At 60.4% G+C, this 23997-nt stretch carries 21 protein-coding genes; 13 read left to right on the top strand and 8 right to left on the bottom strand.

Annotation, left to right across the window (positions count from 1 at the left end):
• Positions 1–2: 2 nt before the first annotated feature.
• From A6764_RS12675 to A6764_RS12655, 5 genes are all read left to right on the top strand, one after another.
• The gene (locus A6764_RS12675) at positions 3–3086 is read left to right on the top strand and encodes an efflux RND transporter permease subunit (protein WP_065066331.1); all 3084 of its coding nucleotides are present in this window, start codon (positions 3–5) and stop codon (positions 3084–3086) included.
• A 217-nt stretch (positions 3087–3303) separates the two neighbouring features.
• The gene (locus A6764_RS12670; protein ID WP_065066332.1) at positions 3304–4092 is read left to right on the top strand and encodes an SDR family oxidoreductase; all 789 of its coding nucleotides are present in this window, start codon (positions 3304–3306) and stop codon (positions 4090–4092) included.
• A gap of 49 nt (positions 4093–4141) precedes the next feature.
• Entirely contained in the window at positions 4142–4633 is a 492-nt protein-coding gene (locus tag A6764_RS12665) for a YajQ family cyclic di-GMP-binding protein (RefSeq protein WP_029099663.1), read from the top strand.
• A gap of 81 nt (positions 4634–4714) precedes the next feature.
• Positions 4715–5185: a hypothetical protein gene (locus tag A6764_RS12660; protein WP_044898484.1), complete on the top strand. Its 471-nt coding sequence runs from the start codon at positions 4715–4717 to the stop codon at positions 5183–5185.
• Between the two features lie 176 nt (positions 5186–5361).
• Positions 5362–7020: an AMP-binding protein gene (locus A6764_RS12655; RefSeq protein ID WP_065066333.1), complete on the top strand. Its 1659-nt coding sequence runs from the start codon at positions 5362–5364 to the stop codon at positions 7018–7020.
• 526 nt (positions 7021–7546) lie between these two features.
• On the opposite strand, the gene leuD is transcribed toward A6764_RS12655, so the two are convergent.
• Both leuD and leuC read right to left on the bottom strand, forming a co-directional pair.
• A complete protein-coding gene (leuD, locus tag A6764_RS12650; RefSeq protein WP_029099666.1) occupies positions 7547–8143 on the bottom strand; it encodes a 3-isopropylmalate dehydratase small subunit in 597 nt (198 codons plus the stop codon).
• Entirely contained in the window at positions 8143–9573 is a 1431-nt protein-coding gene (gene leuC / locus A6764_RS12645) for a 3-isopropylmalate dehydratase large subunit (protein WP_029099667.1), read from the bottom strand. The genes leuD and leuC overlap by 1 nt, the downstream gene beginning before the upstream one ends.
• A gap of 113 nt (positions 9574–9686) precedes the next feature.
• On the opposite strand from leuC, the gene A6764_RS12640 reads away from it, so the two are divergent.
• From A6764_RS12640 to A6764_RS12625, 4 genes are all read left to right on the top strand, one after another.
• Complete coding sequence (locus A6764_RS12640) at positions 9687–10574, top strand: LysR family transcriptional regulator (RefSeq protein ID WP_029099668.1); 888 nt, start codon at positions 9687–9689, stop codon at positions 10572–10574.
• Between the two features lie 81 nt (positions 10575–10655).
• Positions 10656–11003 (top strand): thioredoxin family protein, encoded by a 348-nt coding sequence (locus tag A6764_RS12635; RefSeq protein WP_029099669.1) that lies wholly within the window; start codon positions 10656–10658, stop codon positions 11001–11003.
• A 37-nt stretch (positions 11004–11040) separates the two neighbouring features.
• Positions 11041–11961 carry an RluA family pseudouridine synthase gene (locus tag A6764_RS12630; protein ID WP_065066335.1) on the top strand — a complete coding sequence of 307 codons (921 nt, stop codon included), beginning with the start codon at positions 11041–11043 and terminating at the stop codon, positions 11959–11961.
• Positions 11962–12003: 42 nt separating this feature from the next.
• The gene (locus tag A6764_RS12625) at positions 12004–13104 is read left to right on the top strand and encodes a YheC/YheD family endospore coat-associated protein (RefSeq protein WP_065066336.1); all 1101 of its coding nucleotides are present in this window, start codon (positions 12004–12006) and stop codon (positions 13102–13104) included.
• Positions 13105–13244: 140 nt separating this feature from the next.
• Here A6764_RS12625 and A6764_RS12620 read toward each other — a convergent pair whose 3' ends face one another.
• Entirely contained in the window at positions 13245–14231 is a 987-nt protein-coding gene (locus A6764_RS12620; protein WP_065066337.1) for a glycerophosphodiester phosphodiesterase family protein, read from the bottom strand.
• A 450-nt stretch (positions 14232–14681) separates the two neighbouring features.
• On the opposite strand from A6764_RS12620, the gene A6764_RS12615 reads away from it, so the two are divergent.
• The 4 genes from A6764_RS12615 (at position 14682) to A6764_RS12600 (ending at position 19203) form a co-directional block, all read left to right on the top strand.
• Complete coding sequence (locus tag A6764_RS12615) at positions 14682–15131, top strand: hypothetical protein (protein WP_065066338.1); 450 nt, start codon at positions 14682–14684, stop codon at positions 15129–15131.
• Positions 15132–15695: 564 nt separating this feature from the next.
• The gene (locus tag A6764_RS12610) at positions 15696–17477 is read left to right on the top strand and encodes an ABC transporter ATP-binding protein (protein ID WP_065066341.1); all 1782 of its coding nucleotides are present in this window, start codon (positions 15696–15698) and stop codon (positions 17475–17477) included.
• Between the two features lie 5 nt (positions 17478–17482).
• The gene (locus tag A6764_RS12605; protein WP_065066339.1) at positions 17483–18157 is read left to right on the top strand and encodes a response regulator transcription factor; all 675 of its coding nucleotides are present in this window, start codon (positions 17483–17485) and stop codon (positions 18155–18157) included.
• Positions 18154–19203: a sensor histidine kinase gene (locus A6764_RS12600; RefSeq protein WP_065066340.1), complete on the top strand. Its 1050-nt coding sequence runs from the start codon at positions 18154–18156 to the stop codon at positions 19201–19203. Before A6764_RS12605 ends, A6764_RS12600 begins: the two co-directional genes overlap by 4 nt.
• Positions 19204–19330: 127 nt before the next feature.
• On the opposite strand, the gene A6764_RS12595 is transcribed toward A6764_RS12600, so the two are convergent.
• The 5 genes from A6764_RS12595 to A6764_RS12575 form a co-directional block, all read right to left on the bottom strand.
• Positions 19331–20272: an oxygen-dependent tRNA uridine(34) hydroxylase TrhO gene (locus A6764_RS12595; protein WP_035297742.1), complete on the bottom strand. Its 942-nt coding sequence runs from the start codon at positions 20270–20272 to the stop codon at positions 19331–19333.
• 121 nt (positions 20273–20393) lie between these two features.
• Positions 20394–21089 (bottom strand): iron-containing redox enzyme family protein, encoded by a 696-nt coding sequence (locus tag A6764_RS12590; RefSeq protein ID WP_051188219.1) that lies wholly within the window; start codon positions 21087–21089, stop codon positions 20394–20396.
• Positions 21090–21099: 10 nt separating this feature from the next.
• Entirely contained in the window at positions 21100–22104 is a 1005-nt protein-coding gene (locus A6764_RS12585; protein ID WP_264622247.1) for a GNAT family N-acetyltransferase, read from the bottom strand.
• Entirely contained in the window at positions 22101–23174 is a 1074-nt protein-coding gene (locus A6764_RS12580; RefSeq protein WP_065066342.1) for a DUF3419 family protein, read from the bottom strand. Before A6764_RS12580 ends, A6764_RS12585 begins: the two co-directional genes overlap by 4 nt.
• Positions 23167–23904, bottom strand: coding sequence for a hypothetical protein (locus tag A6764_RS12575; protein ID WP_029099680.1), 738 nt, complete (start codon positions 23902–23904; stop codon positions 23167–23169). Before A6764_RS12575 ends, A6764_RS12580 begins: the two co-directional genes overlap by 8 nt.
• Positions 23905–23997: the final 93 nt, after the last annotated feature.

The raw sequence follows: 23997 nt of genomic DNA, 5'->3' as shown, positions 1-23997 counted from the left end.
GCATGGAAAAGACGATTCTCTTTTTGCTGAAACGGCGCCTGATTGTGTTTCTGGTCACCTTTGTCATCGTCATCGCCGGGCTCGGCTCGCTTTTCAGCTTTCAAGTGGAGCTGGTTCCCAAGACCAACTTCCCGTGGATTACCGTCAGCGTTTCCGGCGGTTCGCTTCCGCCCGAGGAGATGGAAGAAAAGGTCACGAAGAAGATCGAACAGGAGATCAAGTCGATTGCCGACGTGAAAGAGTACTCGTCCACCACCTCCACCGGGCACGTCAGCATCACGGTGATCGCCGAAGAAGGCAAAGGGGACAAAGTGAAGCAGGACGTGCAAAACGCGGTGAACCGCTTGCGCAACGGATTCCCCAAGGCGGTTGACACGGTCAACGTCAACCAGGCCAATTTCGGAGACGATGCCCTGATTGACTATGCCCTGGTGGGGGCGGACCCGCAAACCATGCTCGGCCTGGCGAAGACCGCGATCAAGGACCGGATCGAATCCGTCCCCGGGGTCAAGGAAGTGGAAGTGTCCGACCGCAGTTTTGAAAACCAGATCGCCGTCACGCTGCGGCCGGAACGGCTGTCCGCCTACCGCACGACGCCCGCATCGGTGATGGAGCAGCTCCAGGCGACCAACTGGAAACAGGCCGTCGGAACGCTGGAGAATCCCGGGTTTGACACCGTCGTCATGATCGACAACACCTACACGACCGTCCAGGAAATCAGCCGGTTGAACATCGACACGCCGGAAGGGACGGTGACGCTGGACCAGTTGGCGACGATTGAGGATCTGCGCGGCAAGGTAAAGGATTCGATCGCGCTGACAAACGGCAGCGTGTTCGTTCACCTCAGCGTCAAGCGGGCGGAAGGGAGCGATCTGATCACCACCCAACGGAACGTGGAGGAGGTCGTGAAACAGATCAACGCCGAAGCCGGCGGACGTTATGAACTGAAGGTGATGTTTGAGGCCGCCTCGTACATTCAGCACGCCGTGAGCAACCTCAGCCGGGACGTGCTGATCGGCGGGGCGCTGGCCATCATCATCCTGTTCGTCTTCCTGCGCAACTGGCGCGTGACGCTGGTCATCGCCACGACGCTTCCGCTGTCCGCCTTGATGACGTTCATCGCGATGAAATGGGGCGGGTACAACATCGACATGGTGAGCCTGCTGTCGCTTTCCCTGTCGGTCGGCCTGATCGTTGATGCGGCCATTGTCGTTCTGGAAAGCATTTACCAGTTCCGGGAAAAAGGGGAGCCGCTGCAGCGGGCGATCGTGAAAGGAACGCGGGAAGTGCTGACCCCGGTGTTCACCTCGCAGTTGACGATTATCATCGTCTTCCTGCCGCTGGTCTTTGCCGACTTTGAAGACTGGTTGAAACCGATTCTGCAGTCGATCGCCTTCACGGTCACGTCGGCCATCGTGGCGTCGACCATCGCCGCGTTCTTCTTCGTCCCGGTGTTTTCCGACCGGTTTCTCAACAAGGACAAGAACGTGTCGCTGGAGGGCGAAGGCAAGGATCATGCGATCGTGCTGTGGTTTAACCGACTGCTGCAGGTGGCCTTGCGCCACAGGGTGAAAACCGTCATCCTCGCGATCGTCATCTTTGTCGGTTCCACCTTCCTCCTGCCCTTTGTCAAAATGGGGCAGGGCATCGACGCGAACGAAAACCTGGTGTTCGCTTCGCTGACCATGCCGACCGGGTCCACGCTGGAAGATGCGCAGCGGGCGGGCGTGGCGGCGGAAGCCTCTCTCCGGCAAATACCGGAAGTCAAAGACGTCTTTTTCTTCGGTGACAAGGAGAAGACGGAACTCTTCATCTCCCTGAAGGGAAAGAAGGAACGGGAGCGCGACAAGGAAGCGCTGACCCAGGACATCAACGACCGGCTCAAGGCGATTCCCGGCATTGAGAGCATCTCGACCGCATTTGGCGGCCAGGGAAATGAGCCCCCGGTCCAATTGGACATCGTCGGCGAAGACATGGAGAAAATGCGGCAGCTCGCCGGCGACGTGGAAGCCATGCTGGCAACCATCCCGGGCGTGACCAACATCCGCAACGATTTCAAGGAGGGCAAGGAGAAAATCACCTTGCTCCCCAAGCAGGACGCGCTTGCCCGGCTGCAGGTAGATCCCCGCTCCCTGCTGCAGCAGATCAGCATGATGATCGGGGAACAGCCGGTCACGACGATCACGTCGGACGGGATTGAGGTGGACGTGGTCGCCAGGATGCCGGACAACTGGCTGAAGCATCCGGAGCAATTGCACCAAATCATGATCAGCTCCAAAACGGGTGAGCAGGTGCCGCTCTCCGAACTGGTGGAGTGGCGGTACAGCAAGTCGCCGGTCACCATCGCCCGTGAAAAGGGGGAGCGGATCGTTACCGTTTCCGCTGAACTGCTCGGCAGCGATTTGGGGACGGTGGGCCGCCAGGTGGCGGAGAAACTGCCTGCGCTGGCCGTCCCGGCCGGGTACAAGGTGGAGATCGCCGGCAAATTGAAAGAGCAGAGCGCCAACATGACGCAGGGATTGTTCGTCTTTCTGGGCGTCATCGCCTTGATTTACGTCATCATGGTGGCGCAGTTTGGACGACTGTCCCAGCCGCTGTTGATCATGCTGACCATTCCGATGGCGCTGGTCGGCGTCATCCTCGGGTTTGTGCTGACGCAGCGGATCCTCGGCGAGATGGCGATGATCGGGATCATCATGCTGGTGGGGATCGTCGTCTCCAACGCCATTCTCCTGATCGACCGCATCAACCTGCTGCGCAGCCGGGGCATGGCGCTGATGGACGCCATCCTGCAGGGCACGAAAGACCGCGTGCGGCCCGTGATCATGACCAAACTGACCGCCATTCTCGGCATGCTGCCGATGGCACTGGCCATCGCCGAAGGGTCCGACCTGGAAGCGCCGCTGGCGACGGCCGTCATCTCCGGCCTGATCTTCCACACAATGGTCACCTTGGTCTTGGTGCCGGTCCTGTACTCGCTGTTTGAGAGCGCCAGGGAGCGCCGGCTGGCCCGCAAAGCGGCCCGTCTAGCCAAACGGCTCGCCAAAAAGCAGGCGAAGAACAAGGTGCCGGCCGCCGAACTGTAAGCGGCATCGGTCCGCAGCGAATCCGAACAAGGGCCCCATCCCGGGGCCCTTGCTGCTGGCATCCATGCGCACACGGGCTGCAGCCTGCGCCATACTGCCGATGAGGCCGGTAACTGTCCGGCCTCTTCCCTTTTGCTTGCATTGGTCAGATTTTTCTGTAGAATGGAGGCAGACAAGGAATACCAGAACATTGCGAAAACCGGAAAGGAGAATCGATATGGATCTGCAATTGCAGGGAAGAACGGCCATCGTGCTGGCCTCGACAAAAGGACTGGGAAAAGCGACCGCGCTGTCGCTCGCGGCGGAGGGGGCGAACGTCGCCATCTGCGGCCGTGATGAAGCCGCCCTGGCCGCCACCCGGACGGAGATCATCGACAATACGGGGAAAGAACCGCTGGCCATGCTGGTGGACGTGACCAAAGCCGAGGACATCCGGCGGCTGGTGGACGAGACGGCCGCCCGATTCGGCAGCGTGGACATTTTGATCAACAACGCCGGCGGTCCGGCAGCGGGCACCTTTGATCAACTGACCGACGAGCAGTGGATCGCGGCCTTTGAGCTGAACCTGCTCAGCTTTGTGCGGGCGATTCGCGCGGTGCTGCCGCACATGCGCAGGCAGCAGTTCGGCCGCATCGTCAATTTTGCCTCCTCTTCGTTCAAACAGCCGCTGGAAAACCTGATCCTGTCCAACACCTTCCGCACCGGGATTGTCGGGCTGGCCAAAAGCCTGGCCGTGGAGCTCGGCCCGGACGGGATTCTCATCAACACCGTCGGGCCCGGACGAATCGCGACGGACCGGGTCGCTTCGCTGGACCGGCTGCGGGCGGAGCAGCTCCAGGTGGACGTCGGCGAGGTGAAACGGCAGGTGGAGGCTGCGATTCCGCTCGGCCGTTACGGCCAACCGGAGGAGTTCGCCCGCGTCGTCACCTTCCTGGCGTCCCCGGCCAACAGCTACGTGACGGGCCAGTCGTTCCTCGTCGACGGCGGACTGGTCAAGGCGATCTGACCGCCGCTGTGCTATAATGGATGGAAAATACAGGTGAAGGGGAGCTGGCATGAGCAAGGAAAGTTCGTTTGACATCGTATCCAAAGTGGATCTGGCCGAGGTGACCAACGCCATCCACACGGCTGTCAAGGAGATCGAAAACCGCTTTGACTTCAAAGGCAGCAAGAGCAGCATCACGCTGGAGAAAGAGGAGATCGTGCTGATTTCCGACGACGAATTTAAGCTGGGCCAGGTCAAAGACATCCTCCTCGGCAAACTGGTCAAACGGGATGTGCCGGTCAAAAATCTGGAGTACGGCAAAGTGGAGCCCGCCGCGGGCGGGACCGTCCGTCAGCGGGTCAAGCTCGTACAGGGCATCGACAAGGAGAACGCGAAAAAAATCACCAGCATCATCAAGGAGACCGGCCTGAAAGTGAAATCGCAGATCCAGGACGACCAGATCCGGGTGGTTGGCAAAAGCAAGGACGATCTGCAGGCGGTGATCGCCGCCATCCGCAAGGCCGACCTGCCGATTGAGGTGCAGTTCATCAACTACCGATAAAAAGTTTTGCTTCTATTTTTTCTCTCTTCGCGTATGCATGTACCAATAGGCGACAAGCATCTGCGAAAGGGAGAGTAGGATATGAAGGTCTTTATCGTCAGTTTGCGCAATCTGATCCTGGGCGGCATTGTCTTTCTGATCGTGCTGGTGGCGGGTATCGTACTGCTGGTCAAAGACCCGCTGCATGTATCCGACTCCTACAGACCGGAAGAACCGAGCGTCCCCGCATCCGCACTGCCCGCTGCTCCGCCGGACGGCGCCGCGAAGCCGACCCTCAACCTGGACGTGAAGGTGGAGGGAAGCACGGCTGACGTCAAACTGCTCACCCAGAACTTTCAGTTTGTCGAGGATTCGGGCGATCCCAACCAGGCTGTCTTCGGCCAAGGGCACGCGCACCTGTACCTGAACGGCGAACCGAAGGGGATGATCTACCATCCGGAGTTTCTGCTGAAGAAGCTGCCAAAAGGGGAGCACGAGCTGCGGGTTGAGCTGAACTACAGCAATCACCTGCCGTACAAGGTGGAAGCGGTGCAAAAATTCGTGGTGCAGTAAGGAAAAGGCGTTCCGACAAAGGGACGCTTTTTCTTTCCCGCCGGATGTCGGACCGGCTTCACGACAGGAGAACCATTCCGAAAAAACGTATGACAGGAAGGAATATACAGCCGGCGAATCGAATCAACTACAACAGACAGAATAGTCAGACGTTTAGGGGAGAAGGGGGGCTTTCGATGTTGCGTTCCATTACGATCGGCGACCTGCTGGACGAAACGGCAGGCCGCTTTCCTGACAAGGAGGCCGTGGTCTACAAGGAGCGGAGCCTGCGCTACACGTTTTCACAGTTCCGGGACGTGTGCGACCTGGCCGCCCGGGGGTTTCTCTCGCTGGGGATCCAAAAAGGGGAACACATCGCCATCTGGGCCACCAACGTGCCGGAGTGGGTGATCAGCCAGTTTGCCACGGCGAAAATGGGGGGAGTGCTGGTCACGGTCAACACCAGCTATCGCGTTCACGAGCTGGAATACCTGCTGCGCCAGTCGGAATCCACCACGCTCCTGCTGATCGACTCGTTCCGGGGCGCCAGCTACCTGGAGATGATCCGGGAAATCTGCCCCGAGCTGGACGAGTGCGAACCGGGGCGGCTGCAGTCGGCACGGCTGCCGCATCTGAAAAACGTCATCTACATCGGGGAGGACCGGCAGCCCGGCATGTTTTTATGGCGCGATCTGCTGGAACGCGGCGCGGCCGTACCTGACGGGGAGCGGATGGCCCGCCAGCGGGAGCTGCATCCGGACGACGTCATCAACATGCAGTACACGTCGGGGACGACCGGGTTTCCCAAAGGCGTCATGCTGTCCCACAACAACATCGTCAACAACGCGATCAAGGTGGCCGAGTGCCAGCGGCTGGGCGCGGAGGACCGGGTGTGCATCCCGGTGCCCTTTTTCCACTGCTTCGGCTGCGTCATGGGCACGCTTGCCTGCGTGGCGACGGGAGCCACGATGGTGCCGGTGATTACCTTTGATCCGGGGACGGTCTTGTCCGTCGTGGAGGAGGAGCGCTGCACCGCCTTGTACGGCGTGCCGACCATGTTTATCGCCGAGCTGAACCACCCGTCGTTTGCGGAGCGAAACCTTCGCTCGCTGCGCACCGGGATCATGGCCGGTTCCCCGTGTCCGACCGAGGTGATGAAGAACGTCGTGGAGAAAATGGGCATCCGCGAGATCACGATCGCGTACGGACAGACGGAATCGTCCCCGGTCATCACGCAGACGCGGCCGGACGACACGATTGAGCGCCGCGTCTCCACCGTGGGCAGGGCGCATGACGGCGTGGAGGTGAAGGTGATCGATCCCGTCACCGGAGAGACGGTGCCTCCCGGTGTGCAGGGAGAGCTGTGCACGCGCGGCTATCTCGTGATGAAAGGATACTACAACATGCCGGAGCAGACGGCCATAGCCATCGATCACGAAGGCTGGCTGCACACCGGCGATTTGGCGACGGTGGACGAAGAGGGCTACTTCCGCATCACCGGCCGGCTGAAAGACATGATCATCCGCGGCGGAGAAAACATCTACCCGCGTGAAATCGAGGAATTCCTCTACACCCATCCCAAAGTGCTGGACGTTCAGGTGGTCGGAGTGCCGGACCCCAAATACGGCGAACAGGTGCTGGCCTGCATCAAGGTGAAACCGGGGGAGACGCTGACAGCGGAAGAGGTGCGAACATACTGCGAAGGCAGGATTGCCCGGTTTAAAATTCCGCACTACATCCAGTTCGTCAGTGAATACCCGATGACCGCCTCCGGCAAAATCCAGAAGTTCAAGCTGCGGGAGCAGGCGATTCGCGCTTTCGGCCTGGAGGCGGCGGACGGCATCGAAACCGCGTGACAGACGGACAGCGAAGAGCGTGAAACACGCGGCGAACAGTGAGACGATGTATCGCGAGCAGCGTGGAAAGCGGACAGCGAAAAACGCCGGGGCATGCCCCGGCGTTGCAGTGTGCAGACAAAGTGACTGCTGGGGGGAGAAGCACGTTTCCGGCATCCGCTCCGTGCTTTACCCACCGAACACAAGCTAACGCTCGCGTTCGGCGGGGCCCAGTTTACGCCCAGCAGGGAAGCAGGGACTGCACGCTCCGCATCGATTTGCGGGGGATCGCCAAAGCCGTATCGCTGGGCTTGCTCCACTCGGTAGGGCTCACAAGTCGCTCTGCCTGGAAACATGCTTCTCCTTCGATGCAATCGGTTTGTCTTCAGTCTGAAACGCCGGGGCATCCCCCGTCGCGAAAAGGGCAATCTTTACTTTCCGGCCGTTCTGCACTATGATGGGTGGGAAAAGCTGGAGGAGGCGCTGTTTTTGTCACAAAAAAGCGAAGGCACGGAGCGGTTCCATGCCTTCGCCGGTGTGCGGGGCGTTATACGAACGTTTCCCGCTTTGCCTCGTAGGCGGCGATCTTGTCTTCGTATTGCAGGGTGATGCCGATGTCGTCCAGCCCGTTGAGCAGGCAGTACCGGCGATACGCGTCCACTTCGAACGGATAGGAGAGGCCGGCGTCGTCCGTAATCACCTGCTCCTGCAGATCGATCGTGAGCTGGTAGTTGTCGCGGCTCTCGGCGCGGCTGAACAGCTCCTGCACCTGTTCCTCGCTCAGCTTGATCGGCAGGATGCCGTTTTTAAAGCAGTTGTTATAAAAGATGTCGGCAAACGACGGCGCGATGATGGCGCGGAAGCCGTAGTCCAACAGTGCCCAGGGCGCGTGCTCGCGGGAGGAGCCGCAGCCGAAGTTGTTGCGGGCCAAGAGGACGGTGGCGCCGGCGTATTTGGGCTGGTTCAGCACGAACGATTCGATCGGGCTGCCGTCGGCGTTGAAGCGCCACTCGTAAAAGAGAAACTGGCCGAAGCCGGTGCGCTCGATGCGTTTGAGAAACTGCTTGGGAATGATGGCGTCGGTGTCCACGTTGACGCGGTCCAACGGCGCTGCGATTCCGGTGTGTACGACAAACGGTTTCATTATTGCAGGACCTCCTTGTTCACGCCTTCACGTTTCCATTCGCGCACGTCGACGAAGTGGCCGGCGATGGCTGCCGCCGCCGCCATTTCCGGGCTGACCAGGTGGGTGCGGCCGCCCCGTCCCTGGCGCCCTTCGAAGTTGCGGTTGGAGGTGGAGGCGCAGCGTTCACCTTCCTGAAGCACGTCCGGGTTCATCGCCAGGCACATGGAGCAGCCGGAGTCGCGCCATTCAAAGCCGGCCTCCTGGAAGATCAGGTGCAGGCCTTCTTGTTCCGCCTGCTGCTTCACGGCTTGCGAGCCGGGGACCACCATCGCGTGCACGTGGGGCGCGACGCGGCGTCCCTTCGCCACTTCGGCCGCGCGGCGCAGGTCTTCGATCCGGCCGTTGGTACAGGAGCCGATAAAGACGCGGTCGATCTTGATCTCGGTCATCGGGGTGCCCGGTGTGAGCCCCATGTAGGCGAGGGCGTCCTGGGCCGCTTTTCGCTGCGCCGCCGTCGGGAACGAATCGGGATGGGGGACGGTGCCGGTGATGTCGGTGCCCATGCCCGGGCTGGTTCCCCAGGTGACTTGCGGCGCGATTTCGCTCGCGTCGATTTCCACGCGGTGATCGTACGTGGCACCCGGGTCGGTGCAGAGCTGTTTCCAGCGCTCGACGGCCCGCAGGAAATCTTCCCCTTGCGGCGCGTAGCGTCTGCCCTTGAGGTAGGCGAACGTGGTCTCATCCGGCGCGATCAGGCCGGCCCGCGCTCCCGCTTCGATCGACATGTTGCAGACGGTCATGCGCTCTTCCATCGTCAGTTTGCGGATGGCCTCACCGGTGTACTCGATCACGTAGCCGGTGGCAAAGTCCGTCCCGAATTTTGCGATGATCGCCAAAATTAAGTCTTTGGCGCTGACGCCGAAGGGGAGCTCGCCTTTCACGTGCACTTCCAGCGTCTTCGGTTTGGCCTGCTGGAGGCATTGGGTGGCCAGCACGTGCTCCACTTCGCTCGTGCCGATCCCGAAGGCCAGAGCGCCGAATGCGCCGTGCGTGGAGGTGTGGCTGTCGCCGCAGACGATCGTTTTGCCGGGGAGGGTCAATCCCAGCTCCGGTCCGATCACGTGGACAATCCCCTGATCGGGGCTGTTCAGGTCGGCCAGCGTAATGCCGAACTCCTCGCAGTTTTTCGTCAGCGTCTCCATCTGCTGCCGGGAAATCGGGTCTTTGACATTAAACCGGTCAGCCGTCGGCACGTTGTGGTCCATCGTCGCAAACGTCAGGTCGGGACGGCGGACGCGGCGGCCGGCCAGGCGGAGTCCTTCAAACGCCTGGGGCGAGGTGACTTCGTGGACCAGGTGCAGGTCGATGTACAGCAGGCTGGGTTTGCCGGGCTCTTCGTGAATCACGTGGGCATCCCAGATCTTTTCAAACATCGTGCGGGGTTTCATGTGGACATCCTCCTTCGTGCGAAACTCTTATCACGGTTGTATCATGGCCATGGGAATAGTTCAAAGATATAATTATTATGAGATGGATAGCTTTTGCCTATCGGGAGGTCTTCATGGAATTACGACAGATTCGTTACGTGCTGGCTGTGGCGGAAGAGCGCAGCTTTTCCCGGGCGGCGGGCCGGCTCCATCTGGCCCAGCCGTCGCTCAGCCAGCAGATCGCCAAATTGGAAAAATTGCTCGGGGTTACCCTGTTTCATCGCCTGCCGCAGCACGTGGAGCTGACGGACGCGGGTCAGCGTTTCGTTCAGGTGGCTCAGTCGCTGATCGATATGGCGGAAGGGCTTGAGCGGGAGATGCGCGCCTACGCGGTCGGCGAGAGCGGAAAACTTTTGGTGGGCAGTCTGCCGATCACCGGCGCGTACGTCCTGCCCCGGGTCATCCCCGCGTTTACCAAGCAGTTTCCGGGTGTCGAGCTGCAGTTGATCGAGGACACGTCCAGCAATCTGGAGCAGCTTTTGGTCCGGGGGAAAATCGACGTCAGCCTGCTGACGATGCCGATCGCCGATCCCTCGCTGGAGGTGATCCCCGCCATTCACGAGGAGATTTACCTGGCGGTTCCCCCGCAGCACCCGCTGGCGAAGCGGCAGGAAGTGGATCTGGCCGAGCTGGCCGGACAGCCGTTTATCCTGCTGAAGGAAGGGCAGGGGTTTCGCACGATTTCGCTGCGGCTGTGCGAACAGGCCGGGTTCCGTCCGCGGATCGTCTTTGAGAGCAGCAACATCCAGACGGTGCAGTCGCTGGTGGCGGCGGGGATGGGCTTTTCGTTTGCCCCCAAGATGATTACGCTGGCGCCGGGCACGACGGAGCCGCCCGTCTACCTGAGCCTTACCGGCCGGCCGTTTCGCACGCTGGTCGTCGCCTACCGCAAGGACCGGCCGCTCTCCCGTCCGGCGGAATCGTTCGTCCGTTCCCTGGTGGAGCAGGGAGGCGCGATGTAGCCAAGTGCGGCCCCGCCGGGACAAACGCCTGCGGCTGTGGTACACTTAATCCACAAGAAATCCGAGAAAGGATGATCAGACATGAAGGAAATCAAGACCGAAGCGGAATTTGAACAGGCCATTGCCTCGGAAAAACCCGTGGTCGTCAAGTTTTACACGGACTGGTGCCCGGACTGCCACCGGATCGATCCGTTCATGCCGGAAGTCGAGGAAGCCTACAAGGACAAGCTGGACATGGTCGCCGTCAACCGCGACACCCTGCCGGAGCTGTCGCAAAAGCTGGACGTCTTTGGCATCCCCAGCTTTATCGCCTTTTCCAACGGCAAGGAACTGGTCCGGTTCGTCAGCAAGCTGGGCAAAAGCCGCGAGGAAATCGAACACTTCCTGAACCGCGCGGTTGAAGTGTACGAGGGACTGAAGCAGGCGTAACCAGACGAGAAACCAACCAACCGGGAGACACGACGGCATGATACACATGAAAAAAGACGGGGAATGGCTGGTCGGCCATCTCGCGGAGGACGCCGTGTCCGTGGGCGCGCTGCTCCGGGAGCAGTGGAGGCTGCCGCGCAAGCAGGTTCACCTGCTCTTTCAGCACAAGGAGGTCTTGCTGGACGGCGCACCGGTCGCCCAGCATGCGAAGGCGGAGGCGGGGCAGGAGATCCGCCTCCGTCTTTGCCAGCCGGAACCGCTGGGGCTTGAGCCAGTGGACGAGCCGGTAGACATCTTGTACGAAGACGACCATCTGCTGGTCGCCAACAAACCACCCGGGCTGCTGCTCCATCCCACGGAGCCGCGTCACACCAGGACGCTCGATCATCTGATCGCCGGCCATTTCGCGCGGACGGGCGTGGCAGCCAAGGTGCGTCACGTCCACCGGCTGGACCAGGACACTTCCGGGGTCGTTCTCTACGCAAAGCACGCCCTGGCGTCGGCCCTCCTGGACGAACGGTTGCGGGAGCGGAATATTTCGCGCACCTACATCGCGTTCGTGCACGGAGTGGTCAAACAGAACAGCGGCACGATCACCCAACCGATCGGCAAGGACCGGTTTCATCCCAATCGGCGCCGGGTGTCACCCAATGGCGATCCGGCGGTCACGCACTACCGCGTGGTGGAGCGGTATGCGCAAGCGTCCAAGCTGGAGTGTCGGCTGGAGACGGGCCGCACCCATCAGATTCGCGTCCACCTCAGCCATTTGGGCCATCCCCTTATCGGTGATACCCTCTACGGCGGAAAGGCCGGCATGATCGGCCGACAGGCCCTGCACGCCGCCGTCCTGCGCTTTTCCCACCCGTTTGGCGAAGAGACGATGGAGGTCCGATCACCGCTGCCGGACGATTTGCGCCGTATGGAACAGGCCCTGCGGCAAGCGCCAATGCGCCGCTAGGTGAATACACTGCCAGGGAAGGGAACGAAAGAGGGTGGTGTGATGAAACGACCCGTGATCGGGATCCTGACCTGGCGGGAGGGAAAACGATTTGCCGAGCCGGCCTACTTTCGCCGGCTGATCCGGGCGGGCCAGGCGTTGGGCGGCACGGTTTTTTTGTTTTCGCCGCAGGACGTGTCGCCGTCCGGCAGGCAGGTGCGCGGTTTTGTGCCGGATGGGCGGGGCTGGAGGTCCCGCATGTTTCCCCGTCCCGACGTGGTGATTGACCGCTACCGCTACACGCCGACGGCGGCCTTTCGGCAGTATGTCGCGTTTCGCCGGACCAACGGCTTCCAGTATGCCAACAACCGGCTGGCCAACAAGTGGAACGTGCATAAAGTCCTGTGGCGGGACGCGCGGATGCACCGCTGGCTTCCCGAGGCGATGCTGTACAGCCACGCCCATCTGCGCAGCATGCTCACGCGCCATTCGCTTCTCTACCTGAAGCCGCTGAATGGCACCGGCGGCAGGGGGATTGTCCGCCTCAAGAAGACGGCTGAGGGATACCGCCTCCTGGGGCGAAACAAGGATCGGACCAAAGTGTCCGCGCTGATCAGGCGCATCCCGGCCCTGCTGCGCTGGATCGACCGGTGGAAAAGCGAGAAGATGATCATCCAGCAAGGTCTTCGTCTCGATCTGGTTCCGAAACGGTCAGTAGACATGCGCCTGCTGATCCAGAAAGACGGGAACGGCTGCTGGAGCATCACCGGCGCGGGCATGCGCGTCGGCGGGGAGAGGAGCGCCACGGCCAATCTGCACGGCGGCGGCAAAGCGGTGCCCGCCCAGGCGTTTTTGCGCGCCCGGTTTGGCGAGCAGCGGGCGCGGGAGATCATCCGGGACTGCGAGCAGTTGGCCTATCAGACGGCGGAGACGATCGAGCAGCACTTCGGCCGGATGATCGAGCTGGGACTGGACATCGGCATCGACGTCGACGGCCGGGCCTGGCTGATCGAGGTGAATCCCAAGCCGGGGCGGGAAATCTTCCGCGAGCTGGGGACTCCTCAGGTATACAAGGAAGCCATCCGCAAACCGATTCAATACGCCCTGCACCTCGCCCGGCAGCAGTCCGGCGGCGAGCGGCAGGCGCCACGAGCGGCGCTGTGACAGCGGGGCTTCAGGCTGTTGATAAGGACGTCAGCCTGCCATTTGTCATCAACAGAATGGTCACGTCTCGCAAAAAAGAAACGGGGCTTCCCCAATCGTTCCGGGACAGCCCCTTTGTCATGCAAACAAACACAGTAGGTTTACTCCTGCTTCTTGAACACAGGTGCAATCTTATCGATGCGGTTGGTCCAGATTCCTCCGGTATAGTTGGCGGGCAGACGTTCAAGGTCTTCCACCGAATCAAACCCCTGGGAGACATCTCCATTTCCCACAACCAGAATGGTTCGGGTATCATGGTCGTCCATTCGATTGAAAAACTTGTCGGGCCATCCCCACAGCCAAGGGGCAATCTTTTCCGGAATATGCAGTTCCGTTCTTGCGCAGGCCTCCGGAACATACCCGGTCCATCCCACTGCGATATACGGGAGCAAACAACGCTTCATCGTCGCGAGAGACATAACGCGCAGCTGCGGAAGCTCTTCACGCAGCGCTTCGATCGGCTGATCTCCCCCGTATACCGTCAACTGTTCCAGGCGCTTTTCCGGCAGGGTGGACAAGTACCGGGCCAATTGTTTTCCTTCTTCCGGGTCGTTGCTTTTCACGTGAATCAAGAAGGACTGGTGGGGAAAATGAGCGAGCACGTCATCGAGAGAAGGCATCATGCCGACGCCTTTTCCGCGAAACGGATACGTTTTCCCGTGGTCATACGTATAGCCGTAGCCAATGTCCAGCTTCTTCAATTCTTCCAGCGTATGCTCTCGGGTAACCCCTTTTCCATTGGTTCTGCAATCCAGCGTCCAATCGTGGAAGACGGCAAATTTTCCATCCTTTGTCGGATGGACATCAAACTCGATGAGATCGGCACCCGCCCTGACGGCAGCCTCCATGGACGGAATCGTGTTCTCCAGGTAAGGATGCTCCGGTTTGTGGATGCGCGCGGCTGTACACGTTTCATTGGTGATGCCTTCCATGTTGAACGTTTGAGCCAATCCCCGATGGGCCAAAAGCAAGGGGGTTCCTGTCCGCTCCTCGGCCAGCAGCGACGTATTGTTCACATACATGAAGGCAACGAGCGCGATGCAAAACAACACGATCTTGTTCTTGAAAAACGCACGAAATCTGTTCATTCTACTCTCCTCGTCCATCATGCTTTTCGTACAGAACACCATGATACCATGGATGGGCGCGTTGTTCGACAAACAACGTATGGGGAGGAGGCCTTTTCCAGCGAAACGATCGCCCGCAAAGGGAACGCGCGGAGAAAGCGGACAGTCATATCCGACTCCCTGGTGCGGCGCTGCGATGGCGCCTTTTTGAGTTCCGTGCCGCTGTCGGGAATGGCACCCTGCATTTTTGCGTTTTTGCCGGGGCCTGCCCCTGGACTGTAACGATCAGGACGGGCTGTTCGTATTGAGTAGAGGAGGGGAAAGCGCGGCGCCATTTGACCGGACCGTTTGCGAACATTCATAATAAGAATAGCTTCTGGCGAAACACATGCGGGGAGCCGTTCTTCTTGTGGGGGCACGGATAGGTCCGGCCCCGTTTGGGTCAGAATGGGTAAAGAAGGAGTGATAGATGTGGAATCGCTGCTCAACCTCGTTACAGACTATTGGCCCATCGTCATATGCGCGATCGTGGTGATCGCAGCCTTTCAATGGATCATGCGAAGCCTGTTTCGGCTGTTTGCCATGATGGCGGTGATCGGCGTCATTCTCGTGCTGGTCTTCCATTTCAGCCCGGAGCAGGTGATCGATATGGGACGCACAGCCGTGCAGACCACGCAGGATGCGGTGCAGAAGACGGTCGTCCCCATCCTGGAGTCGGAACTGAAGGACGCGGACATCTTGTTTCATGACGACGGCAGCTATGAAGTAAAGACGGCCAGCATCCGGATCACCGGGAAAAAAGGCGAATCCAAGGCGACTGTCTATTACAAAGAGAACAAATGGGAAGTGGATATCGGGGTGTTGGGTGACATGTTCAAGGAAAAGCTGAACAAAGCGGAGCTGTCCCAGACTACGCTGTAAACGGGAGCGCATGCGGCGGCGTCACGTCATCGAACGCCGCGCCCATCCCGTCTGCCCGGCCGCTCGCCCTTGACCGGATGCACGAAGCCTGAAACGGGCTGGGACCGGCGCATACTTCTGGCGCAACGAACATTCGCAAAACGAAAAAACTGGCATGAGAAAACTCCGGTATGTTCCCGCAATTGGACAAACACCGGAGTTTTCGCGTCTCCCGGCGGAGCGGCTGTCTCTGGCGGCCGTACCTGCCATCCGGTCATGCGGTCATGTGCGCTGCCCTGATGCAAGTCATGGCGTTTCCGCCCTTGATCACACAGGGCGGCAGTTCGGCTGCACCCAACGCGAAAACATGAAGCGAGAGCCGTTTTTTCGGGGCCCGCGTCGTTCACATTCCGTTCATATACGTGTTGTATCCTGTTCACGCCGAAACGGGATGAAAAGGAGAGAACACGTATGGCAAACAGGAATCCGCGAGTCGGGCTGGAGAGGGACCCGGACGTCCAGGCGGCCGAGAGCGTTTAACCCTAAGCGTTGTGAGGATCACAGCCTACGTTTTTGAAAAAGGAGATGGAGAACATGTCGAAGCAACAAACGGGTGGCTGGCGCCCGTTTCTCAATCTGATCAGACAGACGAACCCGCCCGCTCTGCCGCTGGCCATCGCGCTGTTCCTGAGCGTGGCCTCCACCGTGGTGGGCCTGTTCGTTCCGCTGTTCACGAAAGACCTCGTCAACAGCTTCTCGCTCGCGTCGCTGGACAGGTGGCAGGTAGCCGTGCTGGTGGCCGCCTTTCTCGCCCAGTCAATCGCCGGCGGACTGTCGATCTACCTGCTCAACCGGATCGGCCAGGGCGTGGTGGCCGGACTGCGGGACCGCTTGTGGAAAAAGCTGCTCGTCCTGCCGGTTTCCTATTACGACGACCACCAGACCGGGGAGACGATCAGCCGGATGACGAATGACACGGCGGTCGTCAAGGGGCTGATTACGGATCATTTGACCAACTTTTTTACCGGCGCGATCTCCATCGTCGGCTCGGTGACGATCCTGCTCATTCTGGACTGGAAAATGACGCTGCTGATGCTGACCGCCGTGCCGCTGTCGATTCTGATCCTGATGCCGCTGGGGAGGACGATGCACAAGATTTCCCGCGGGATGCAGGATGAGACCGCCGCATTTTCCGCGACCTTGAACCAGGTGCTGTCGGAGATTCGACTGGTGAAGGCGTCAAACGCGGAGGCGATTGAGTACCAAAACGGCAAACGGGGCATCACCAACCTGCTTCACCTCGGCATCAAAGAAGGGACGGTGCACGCACTGATCTCCCCGTTTGTCTCCCTCGTCCTGATGGTGCTGCTGGTGGTCATTCTCGGGTACGGCGGCATGCGGGTGTCGTCCGGAGCGCTCACGGCGGGCGATCTGGTCGCGTTTATCCTGTATCTCTTTCAAATTGTCATGCCGATGAGCCAATTGACAATGTTTGTAACCCACCTGCAAAAGACGAGGGGAGCGACCGAGCGGATCATTGCCACGCTGGAAGCGGCGGAAGAAGACCTGACGGCCGGACGCGAGGTCACCAACCCGCATCAGCCGATCATCCTGGAGCATGTGAGCTTTTCCTACAAGTCGGGCGAACCGGTACTGGACGACGTCAGCTTCACGATCGAGCCGGGGCGGGTCACGGCGATCGTGGGGCCCAGCGGAAGCGGGAAAACGACGCTGTTTTCGCTGATGGAGCGCTACTACCGGCCGACGCGGGGGACGATCAGGCTGGGCGAGGAACCGATCGACGCGTTTTCTCTCCAATCGTGGCGGAGCCAGATCGGGTACGTGTCCCAGGAGAGTCCGATCATCGCCGGAACCATCCGGGAGAACATCTGTTACGGAATGGAAAGGGAGGTCAGCGAGGAAGAGCTGCGCCGCGCCGCGCGCATGGCCTACGCCGATCACTTCATCGAGGAGATGCCGGACCAATACGACACCCAGGTGGGAGAACGAGGGGTCAAATTGTCCGGCGGCCAGCGCCAGCGCATCGCCATCGCCCGGGCGCTTTTGCGCAATCCGCGCATCCTCATGCTGGATGAAGCCACGTCCAGCCTGGACAGCAAATCGGAAATCGAGGTGCAGAAAGCGCTGCAGAATCTGATGAAGGGGCGAACGACGCTGGTAATTGCCCACCGCTTGTCCACCGTCATGGACGCGGATCACATCATCTTTCTGGAAAAAGGCAGGATCACGGGCCAGGGAACGCATGAGGAACTGTTCGCCACCCATGCGATGTACCGCGAATTTGCCACCCAGCAGCTGCGGATCGATCAGCGGACCGCGGCGGAAATCCAATCGGGAAAGGGATGAGGACCATGGCCACCATACTGGTTGTAGACGACGATCCCCACATTCGGGAGCTGGTCGGCGTTTTTCTGCGGGAGGAAGGGTTCATCGTCCTGGAGGCCGCCGACGGCAGGGAAGCGCTCGCGCTCCTGGAAACAACCCGGGCGGATCTGGTGATCCTCGACATCATGATGCCCAACATGGACGGGTGGCAGCTTTGCCGCGAGCTGCGGGAACTTTACGACACCCCGCTGCTCATGCTGACCGCCAAAGGAGAAACGTCGCAGAAAATCAAAGGCTTCCAATTGGGCACGGACGACTACCTGGTCAAGCCGTTTGAACCGCTGGAACTGGTCGCCAGGGTAAAAGCGCTGCTGAGGCGCTACCGGATCGCCGTATCGCAGCGGGTGCAGATCGGCGAACTGCTGCTTGACCGCAAAACCTACGAAGCGCAGGTGGGCGACAAGCAGGTGACCCTGCCGCTCAAGGAGTTTGAACTGCTGTTCAAACTGGCCAGTTACCCCGGAAAGACCTTTTCCCGCGAGCAGTTGATCGAGCAGATCTGGGGGTACGATTACGAAGGGGACGAGCGGACCGTCGACGTGCACATCAAGCGACTGCGCGAGCGTTTTCCGGAAGAGCGGCACTCGTTTCGGATCAGCACCATCCGCGGGCTTGGCTACCGATTGGAGGTTCGTTCATGAAAGGAAAGCTCTTCCTGCGCCACGCGGCGGGCATCGTGTTTGTGCTGGGATTCTTTACCGTGTGCTGGTCGGCCGCCTATTTCTTGACGTCGCTGTACGTCGGCGGGCTGACCAACCAGATGCCCGATTACGTCAGGCAGCTCGTCACCGTGGTGCTCGGCTATGTGCTGGCGGGAATGGTGATGGCTGTCATCGGCTTCTTCGCCCGCTCCAAACAAAGAGCGGTGTGGCAGTCGCTGTACGATGCCCTGCGGCGAATCGCCAAGGGGGATTTCAACGTCAACCTGCAGGTCAAGCCGGGTGAACACCATCCGCTCGGACAGCTTGTCGAGAGCATCAACCACATGGCCGTCGAGCTGAGCCAAATGGAGAAAATGCGCCAGGAGTTCATCTCCAACGTCTCCCACGAGATCCAGTCGCCGCTCACCTCCATCGGCGGGTTTGCCCGGGCGCTGCAAAACGACCGGCTCAGCCGGGAGGAGCGCCTGCATTATCTCGGCATCATCGAGACGGAATGCCAACGCCTGTCGAAGCTGAGCGAGAACCTGCTGAAGCTCACGTCCCTGGAGTCGGACCATCATCCGTTCGAGCCGAAGCGCTACCGCCTGGACCGTCAATTGCGGCAGGTGATCCTCGCCTGCGAACCGCAGTGGGTGGACAAAGGGATCGACATGGACGTGTCCCTGGAGGAAGTGAACGTCGTCGCCGATGAAGAACTGATGAGCCAGGTGTGGGTCAACCTGCTTCACAACAGCGTGAAATTTACCCCAAACGGCGGGAGCATCACCATCCGTTTGGAGCGGAACGGGCAGGACGTGATCGTATGCGTTGCCGACACCGGCATCGGCATCGCCGAGGAGGATCAGCCGCATCTATTCGAACGCTTTTACAAGGCCGACAAATCGCGCAATCGCTCCAGCGGCGGCAGCGGGCTCGGTCTGTCCATCGTGAAGAAAATCGTCGACATGCATCACGGAACCATCAGCGTGAAGAGCAAACCGGGGGAAGGGGCGGCCTTTACCGTTACGCTGCCCGTTGAGCCGTAGCGGGCCTTCCGCTCCGCAGGACTTGAAGTTCGGACGGCCGACAGGGAGGAACGGCTGTGGAGGGCAGATGCTATCACTGGCAAAAAAACAAGCTGATCTCGTCACGGAGATCAGCTTGTTTGCCTGTTTACGCCTGGGAGCCGGCTGCCTGCAGCTTGGCGTTTTCTTCTTCCACGTAGCGGTTGCGCGGATGCTCGCGGCATTCGTCGGAGCAGGAACGCTTGTACTTCACTTCGCATTCCGGGCAGCAGAAGTGCTGCTTGTTGCAGAACGGGTTGGCGCAGTTGACGTAGCGGTCTTCCGGCTTACCGCAGTAGTAGCAGCGGCCGATGACCGTGTCTTCCTCGGTGTGGTTGATCTTCACGGAGATGCGCTCGTCAAAGACGTAGCATTTTCCGTCCCACAGGCGCCCTTTCACCTCGGGGTCCTTGCCGTAGGTGACGATGCCGCCGTGCAGTTGGTACACATCCTTGAAGCCTTCCTTCAGCAGGATGCCGGTCAGCTTTTCGCAGCGGATGCCGCCGGTGCAGTAGGTGAGCACCTTCTTGTCCTTGAACTGGCCCAGGTTCTCGCGGATCCACTGCGGAAACTCGCGGGAAGAGCGCACGCCCGGCTTGATGGCGCCGCGGAAGTGACCCAGCTCGTACTCGTAATCGTTGCGGCCGTCGATGACGACCACATCGTCCCGCTGCAGCATTTCATAGAATTCTTTCGGCGTCAGGTACTTGCCCGTCAGTTCGGTCGGGCTGAAATCGTCTTCCAGACGCCAGGTGACCAACTCTTTTTTCGCGCGAACAAACATTTTCTTGAACGCATGTCCGTCCGCTTCATCTATCTTAAACCAGATGTCCGCAAAACGCGGATCCTTGCGAACGAATTCCATGTACGCGTCGGTCTGTTCGATGGTGCCGGACACCGTGCCGTTCAGGCCCTCCGGCGCGACGATGATGCGCCCTTTCAGTCCGAGCTCCTTGCAGAACTTGAGGTGTTCCGCCGCGTATTCCTCGTAGTCGTCAAGCTGGACGTACTTGTAGTAAAGCAAAACACGATACGGTTTTTGTACTTGCAAGGTACAATTCACCCTTCCTTCTATTCTTATTGAATTTTTGACGCAACCGTGATTATATCACATTGCGCCGAAACATGCCGAAAAAATGTCAGGAAGGATGTGACCATTTGATGTCCGCCGGTCACGCGTGAGCCGCAAACGTCCGCACATGGTCCAGTATGTCCGTATACAGCCGGGTGTGGTAGTACATGCCCAACTGCATGCCGCGTTCCACCAGCGGCTTGTTGTCGCCCGCGTACACCTGGGCGACCACTTCGTAGATTTCGTTGGCATGCGTGACATCCAGGGTCTCGTGGTCGGTAAAATGGGCCAGATCGGCCGTGCCGCCGTACGCGGAGGCGGCGTAGGCGCCGACGAGCGGAGAGACGCGGGCCACAATCTCTTCAATCACGCCGAGGGCGGCCAGTCCCTCCGGGTAGGGGTAGTGCAGGCAGAGATCGGTGACGGCGCGGTTGTACGCCAGTACGGGAATGATCGGACGGCTCGCTTCCCGTTCGGCGTCCGTCACGCCGATACCGCGCAAAAAGAGCTTGTACGTTTCCAGGTGCACATGCGCTGCGTTTATCCGGCCGTGCTCTTCAAACAGGTTTTCCACCAGCGGCATGCGCAGCCGGTAATCAGGCAGATTGGTCAGGATGGCGGACAAAAAGCGGGGGAAATGCTCCACGACGTGATAGATCTGCAGGGCCGCTTCCTTGGCCTGCGCCGAGGAAAACGTTTGGTCGTGCAGCGCGAGAAACAGCGGATGCCGCTCCACCTCGTGCCGGGCAAAGAGCTGCTGCGCCAGGTGCTTCACTTCCGTGTATGCATTTGTCATCGAATCCCTCCTACAGTAAGGTGAGTTCGCGGGCGTCCAGAGCCAGGCCGGGCGGGACATCTCCGTAGGCGTAGGCGGTGGAGCCCAGCTTGATGAACAGCGGGTGGCGATACGTCTCCGCCAGTTCCGGGGAGACGCCGGCAAAGACGTAGGGATACTCCTGCCGGTGAAAGCGGGCCAGATAGGCGAAAAACGCCCGCCGCCCGTCTTCCCCGTCCGCGCAGGCGTAATAGGCGAGATAGGCGTGCGGAAACGGCTCGCCGGGACCGGGCAGGGAAGCGGTCCCGCGCCACCGGCAGGCGGCATGGATCAGGCGCAGCGGGAGAGGGAGCGAACGGGTGACGACCAGCCGGCGCTCCGCCGATTGGTCGATGACTTTGCAGACGGCGCGCAGTTTCCCGCCGTCATGCAGGCCCAAAAACCAGCCATCCCGGCGCAAAAAGCGGGCGCGGTCGGCGTACGCAAACGCAGTGCCCGCCGCCCAGCGCTCGTAATGGGACCACGCTTCCTCGCCGTCGATCGGACAGACGCGCGGCCAGTCTCCGTTCACCGGCCAGAACAGCGGCACGCCAAGGTGGACGGTGCGGCCGATGGGAACCGCCGGCGGGAACACGCTGTTTGCCCGCGTCAGCGGCGAGCGGTGCCGGCTGCTGTCCAGGACGACGGCAAACACCCAGCGGCACGCTTGGCGCAGGCTCTCCACGGCATGACCCGCCAGCCGCTGAAAGGCGCGGGTGCCGGTATAGTCAGGGTGAATCCTGACATCGTGCAGGTAGAACACGGGTTCCGCCCGGCCGTTCAGAAAGCGGACCTGCCGCGTCACCCCGAAGCAGCCGATCAACCGGCCGCGGCGCCACAGCCCCGTGTACCGCGATTCCCCCCAGCTCTCTCCCAGCCGGAAGAAATCGGGGGAGCGATCCACAACAAACAGGTCGCTGCCCGTATCCGTCGCATGGGCCAGGGCCAAGAGCGCGTTGTTGTGTTCCATCGTCAATGGGGATGTCGTGTAGTTCATCTCAGCACACCCACGGTAATCTGCCGGTACATCATCGACCGATCAAGGCCGGTCATCTCCCGGGAACACGCTTCGTCCACCGCCAGCCGCTCCCGAAATGCCTCGGGCAGGGGAGGAGCGGACAGCATGTTGCGGTACAGCAAGACCGCTTCCCGGCTTTTGGCCCCGAGCACGGCGGCGCAAATCGCCGCCCGCTGCGATTCGTCCGACCAGTCGAAAACATTGGAGAGGAAAAAGGCGTCGATGCCCTGCATCTGCGGCAGCGCCTGCTGCAGGGAGAGCGGCAGCACCCGCAGTTTGTGCAGGTTGCGCTTCGCCGCGGCAAAGCCCTCCTCGCTCAAGTAGTGGGGAGCTCCTTCCGGTCTGTCGAGCAGGTACGTGCCAAACATGAGCTGGGTGAAAAAATAGTTGTTGCCGATCAACCGTCTCTCCAGCTCTCTTCTGAACATCATGTCAAAAAATGCGCCAAAGTCCTGTTCCCTGGCCTGGGCAAACATGTGGGCAGGGAAGAACTGCAGGTGGGTGGTTTTGCTCAGCAAAAGACGCACGGCTGTGCGCCAGGCGTCTGTGTTCAGGTAGCGCTCGCGAAAGGCGGCTTGCTCGTCCAAGGTGCGGCAGGACAGCAGCTCCTGCCAGACCTCGTCCCCGTAGAGGTTGAGGCGAATATTTTGGCTGATGAACCGGTAGAAACGCTCCGTCGCGCCGCACTGATTCACGCCAAGCGTCAGCAGGTGCGGATGGCGGTCCCAAAAGGAGCGGGCGTATTCGGGGAGCAGCGGCGACAGGCGGCGGTACGTTTCCTGCCGGTCCGTCTCGTCCGTCTCTCCCGCGAACGCCAGGTATTCCTCGCGGCTCAATTCCCCGATGGCCGCCTTTTTCAATTCGATCAGCGCGGCCTGTGCGGGGTTGACATCTATCGCGTAGATTGTCTGCACATCGTCGCGCAGCAGGGAAAACGCCGTACACCCCCCGGACCCGACGACGGCGATCGTCTCCGGATGGTACCGGTCCGCAAGCGTTCGTTCCACCATGCTGTCTTCGCGAATCTGAGCAAAATACAGGTCAGTCACGGGCAGCTCCCTCCTCAAATTTTCGCAGCATCACCGGCCGAAACCGCTCCCAGTGCGCGAGCATCAGCCGGCCGCGTTCCATCTCCCGCATGAGACGGGAGCGGGATGAAGCATCCGCGGGGCAGGTGAGCAGCAGGATCTGGCTGTCTCCCCGGTCCAGCCGCACGCCCCTGGCGTGCAGCCAGGTCATGACCGCATCGCTGCCGGCCGCCGCGCGGTACAGGGTATGGCTGCCGCGCGAAGACAGGTTGTCCGGCCTGAATCCCTCGATATGCGCAATCCGTTCGACGAAGACGTGGGCCGTTTGCCGAACGGTCAGGGGGATTTTGCGGGTTTGGAGAAGCGGGTACGACCGCTGAAACAGGGTTTTGCAGACGAGCAGCAGGTCGGGATTCTGCAGTTCGGCCATGAAGTGAAGCGTCTCGTCCGGCCATGTGTCCATCGCGCTGCGGAAGAAGTGGAACAGCATCTGCAGATAGGCCTTCCGCCGGGAGTACAGGGGGCCCAGGTAGACAAACCAGCCCTGGTCCGTCCGAAACCGCTGCATCAATTGAAAGGCGGCCAGTCCGGATTCGTCATGGGCCATCAGCACTGCGTCATACAGGGGGAAGCGTTCCGTCAGGTAGGCGGTTTGGTCGCAGTGGGGAAAAGCGCTGTTGGCGGTCTCCACACATGCCTGTCTGTCGGCGGCGGACAGGGAGGAGAGCAGGCGGTAGGAAAACTGGATCATGGTCCCCACCCTTTCCAAAATTTTCGCGCGTCTCCATCCGATTGTAAATCTTCTGACGCTTCGCTGACAAGCACACTGGAAATGGGTCTTCGG

Source organism: Brevibacillus sp. WF146 (genome assembly GCF_001673705.2).
In the GTDB taxonomy this organism is placed as follows: domain Bacteria; phylum Bacillota; class Bacilli; order Brevibacillales; family Brevibacillaceae; genus Brevibacillus; species Brevibacillus thermoruber.
Note: the sequence above shows the minus strand (reverse complement) of the source record. Positions and strands in the feature narration are given on the sequence as shown.

Bases quoted from the DNA above. Each gene is read 5' to 3' on its own strand.
- A6764_RS12630 (WP_065066335.1), top strand. From the start codon at position 11,041: ATGATACACATGAAAAAAGACGGGGAATGGCTGGTCGGCCATCTCGCG.
- A6764_RS12660 (WP_044898484.1), top strand. From the start codon at position 4,715: ATGAAGGTCTTTATCGTCAGTTTGCGCAATCTGATCCTGGGCGGCATT.
- A6764_RS12605 (WP_065066339.1), top strand. From the start codon at position 17,483: ATGGCCACCATACTGGTTGTAGACGACGATCCCCACATTCGGGAGCTG.
- A6764_RS12635 (WP_029099669.1), top strand. From the start codon at position 10,656: ATGAAGGAAATCAAGACCGAAGCGGAATTTGAACAGGCCATTGCCTCG.
- A6764_RS12670 (WP_065066332.1), top strand. From the start codon at position 3,304: ATGGATCTGCAATTGCAGGGAAGAACGGCCATCGTGCTGGCCTCGACA.
- A6764_RS12620 (WP_065066337.1), bottom strand. From the start codon at position 14,231: ATGAACAGATTTCGTGCGTTTTTCAAGAACAAGATCGTGTTGTTTTGC.
- A6764_RS12640 (WP_029099668.1), top strand. From the start codon at position 9,687: ATGGAATTACGACAGATTCGTTACGTGCTGGCTGTGGCGGAAGAGCGC.
- A6764_RS12585 (WP_264622247.1), bottom strand. From the start codon at position 22,104: ATGAACTACACGACATCCCCATTGACGATGGAACACAACAACGCGCTC.
- A6764_RS12665 (WP_029099663.1), top strand. From the start codon at position 4,142: ATGAGCAAGGAAAGTTCGTTTGACATCGTATCCAAAGTGGATCTGGCC.
- leuD (WP_029099666.1), bottom strand. From the start codon at position 8,143: ATGAAACCGTTTGTCGTACACACCGGAATCGCAGCGCCGTTGGACCGC.
- A6764_RS12655 (WP_065066333.1), top strand. From the start codon at position 5,362: ATGTTGCGTTCCATTACGATCGGCGACCTGCTGGACGAAACGGCAGGC.
- A6764_RS12625 (WP_065066336.1), top strand. From the start codon at position 12,004: ATGAAACGACCCGTGATCGGGATCCTGACCTGGCGGGAGGGAAAACGA.
- leuC (WP_029099667.1), bottom strand. From the start codon at position 9,573: ATGAAACCCCGCACGATGTTTGAAAAGATCTGGGATGCCCACGTGATT.
- A6764_RS12575 (WP_029099680.1), bottom strand. From the start codon at position 23,904: ATGATCCAGTTTTCCTACCGCCTGCTCTCCTCCCTGTCCGCCGCCGAC.
- A6764_RS12675 (WP_065066331.1), top strand. From the start codon at position 3: ATGGAAAAGACGATTCTCTTTTTGCTGAAACGGCGCCTGATTGTGTTT.
- A6764_RS12590 (WP_051188219.1), bottom strand. From the start codon at position 21,089: ATGACAAATGCATACACGGAAGTGAAGCACCTGGCGCAGCAGCTCTTT.
- A6764_RS12600 (WP_065066340.1), top strand. From the start codon at position 18,154: ATGAAAGGAAAGCTCTTCCTGCGCCACGCGGCGGGCATCGTGTTTGTG.
- A6764_RS12610 (WP_065066341.1), top strand. From the start codon at position 15,696: ATGGAGAACATGTCGAAGCAACAAACGGGTGGCTGGCGCCCGTTTCTC.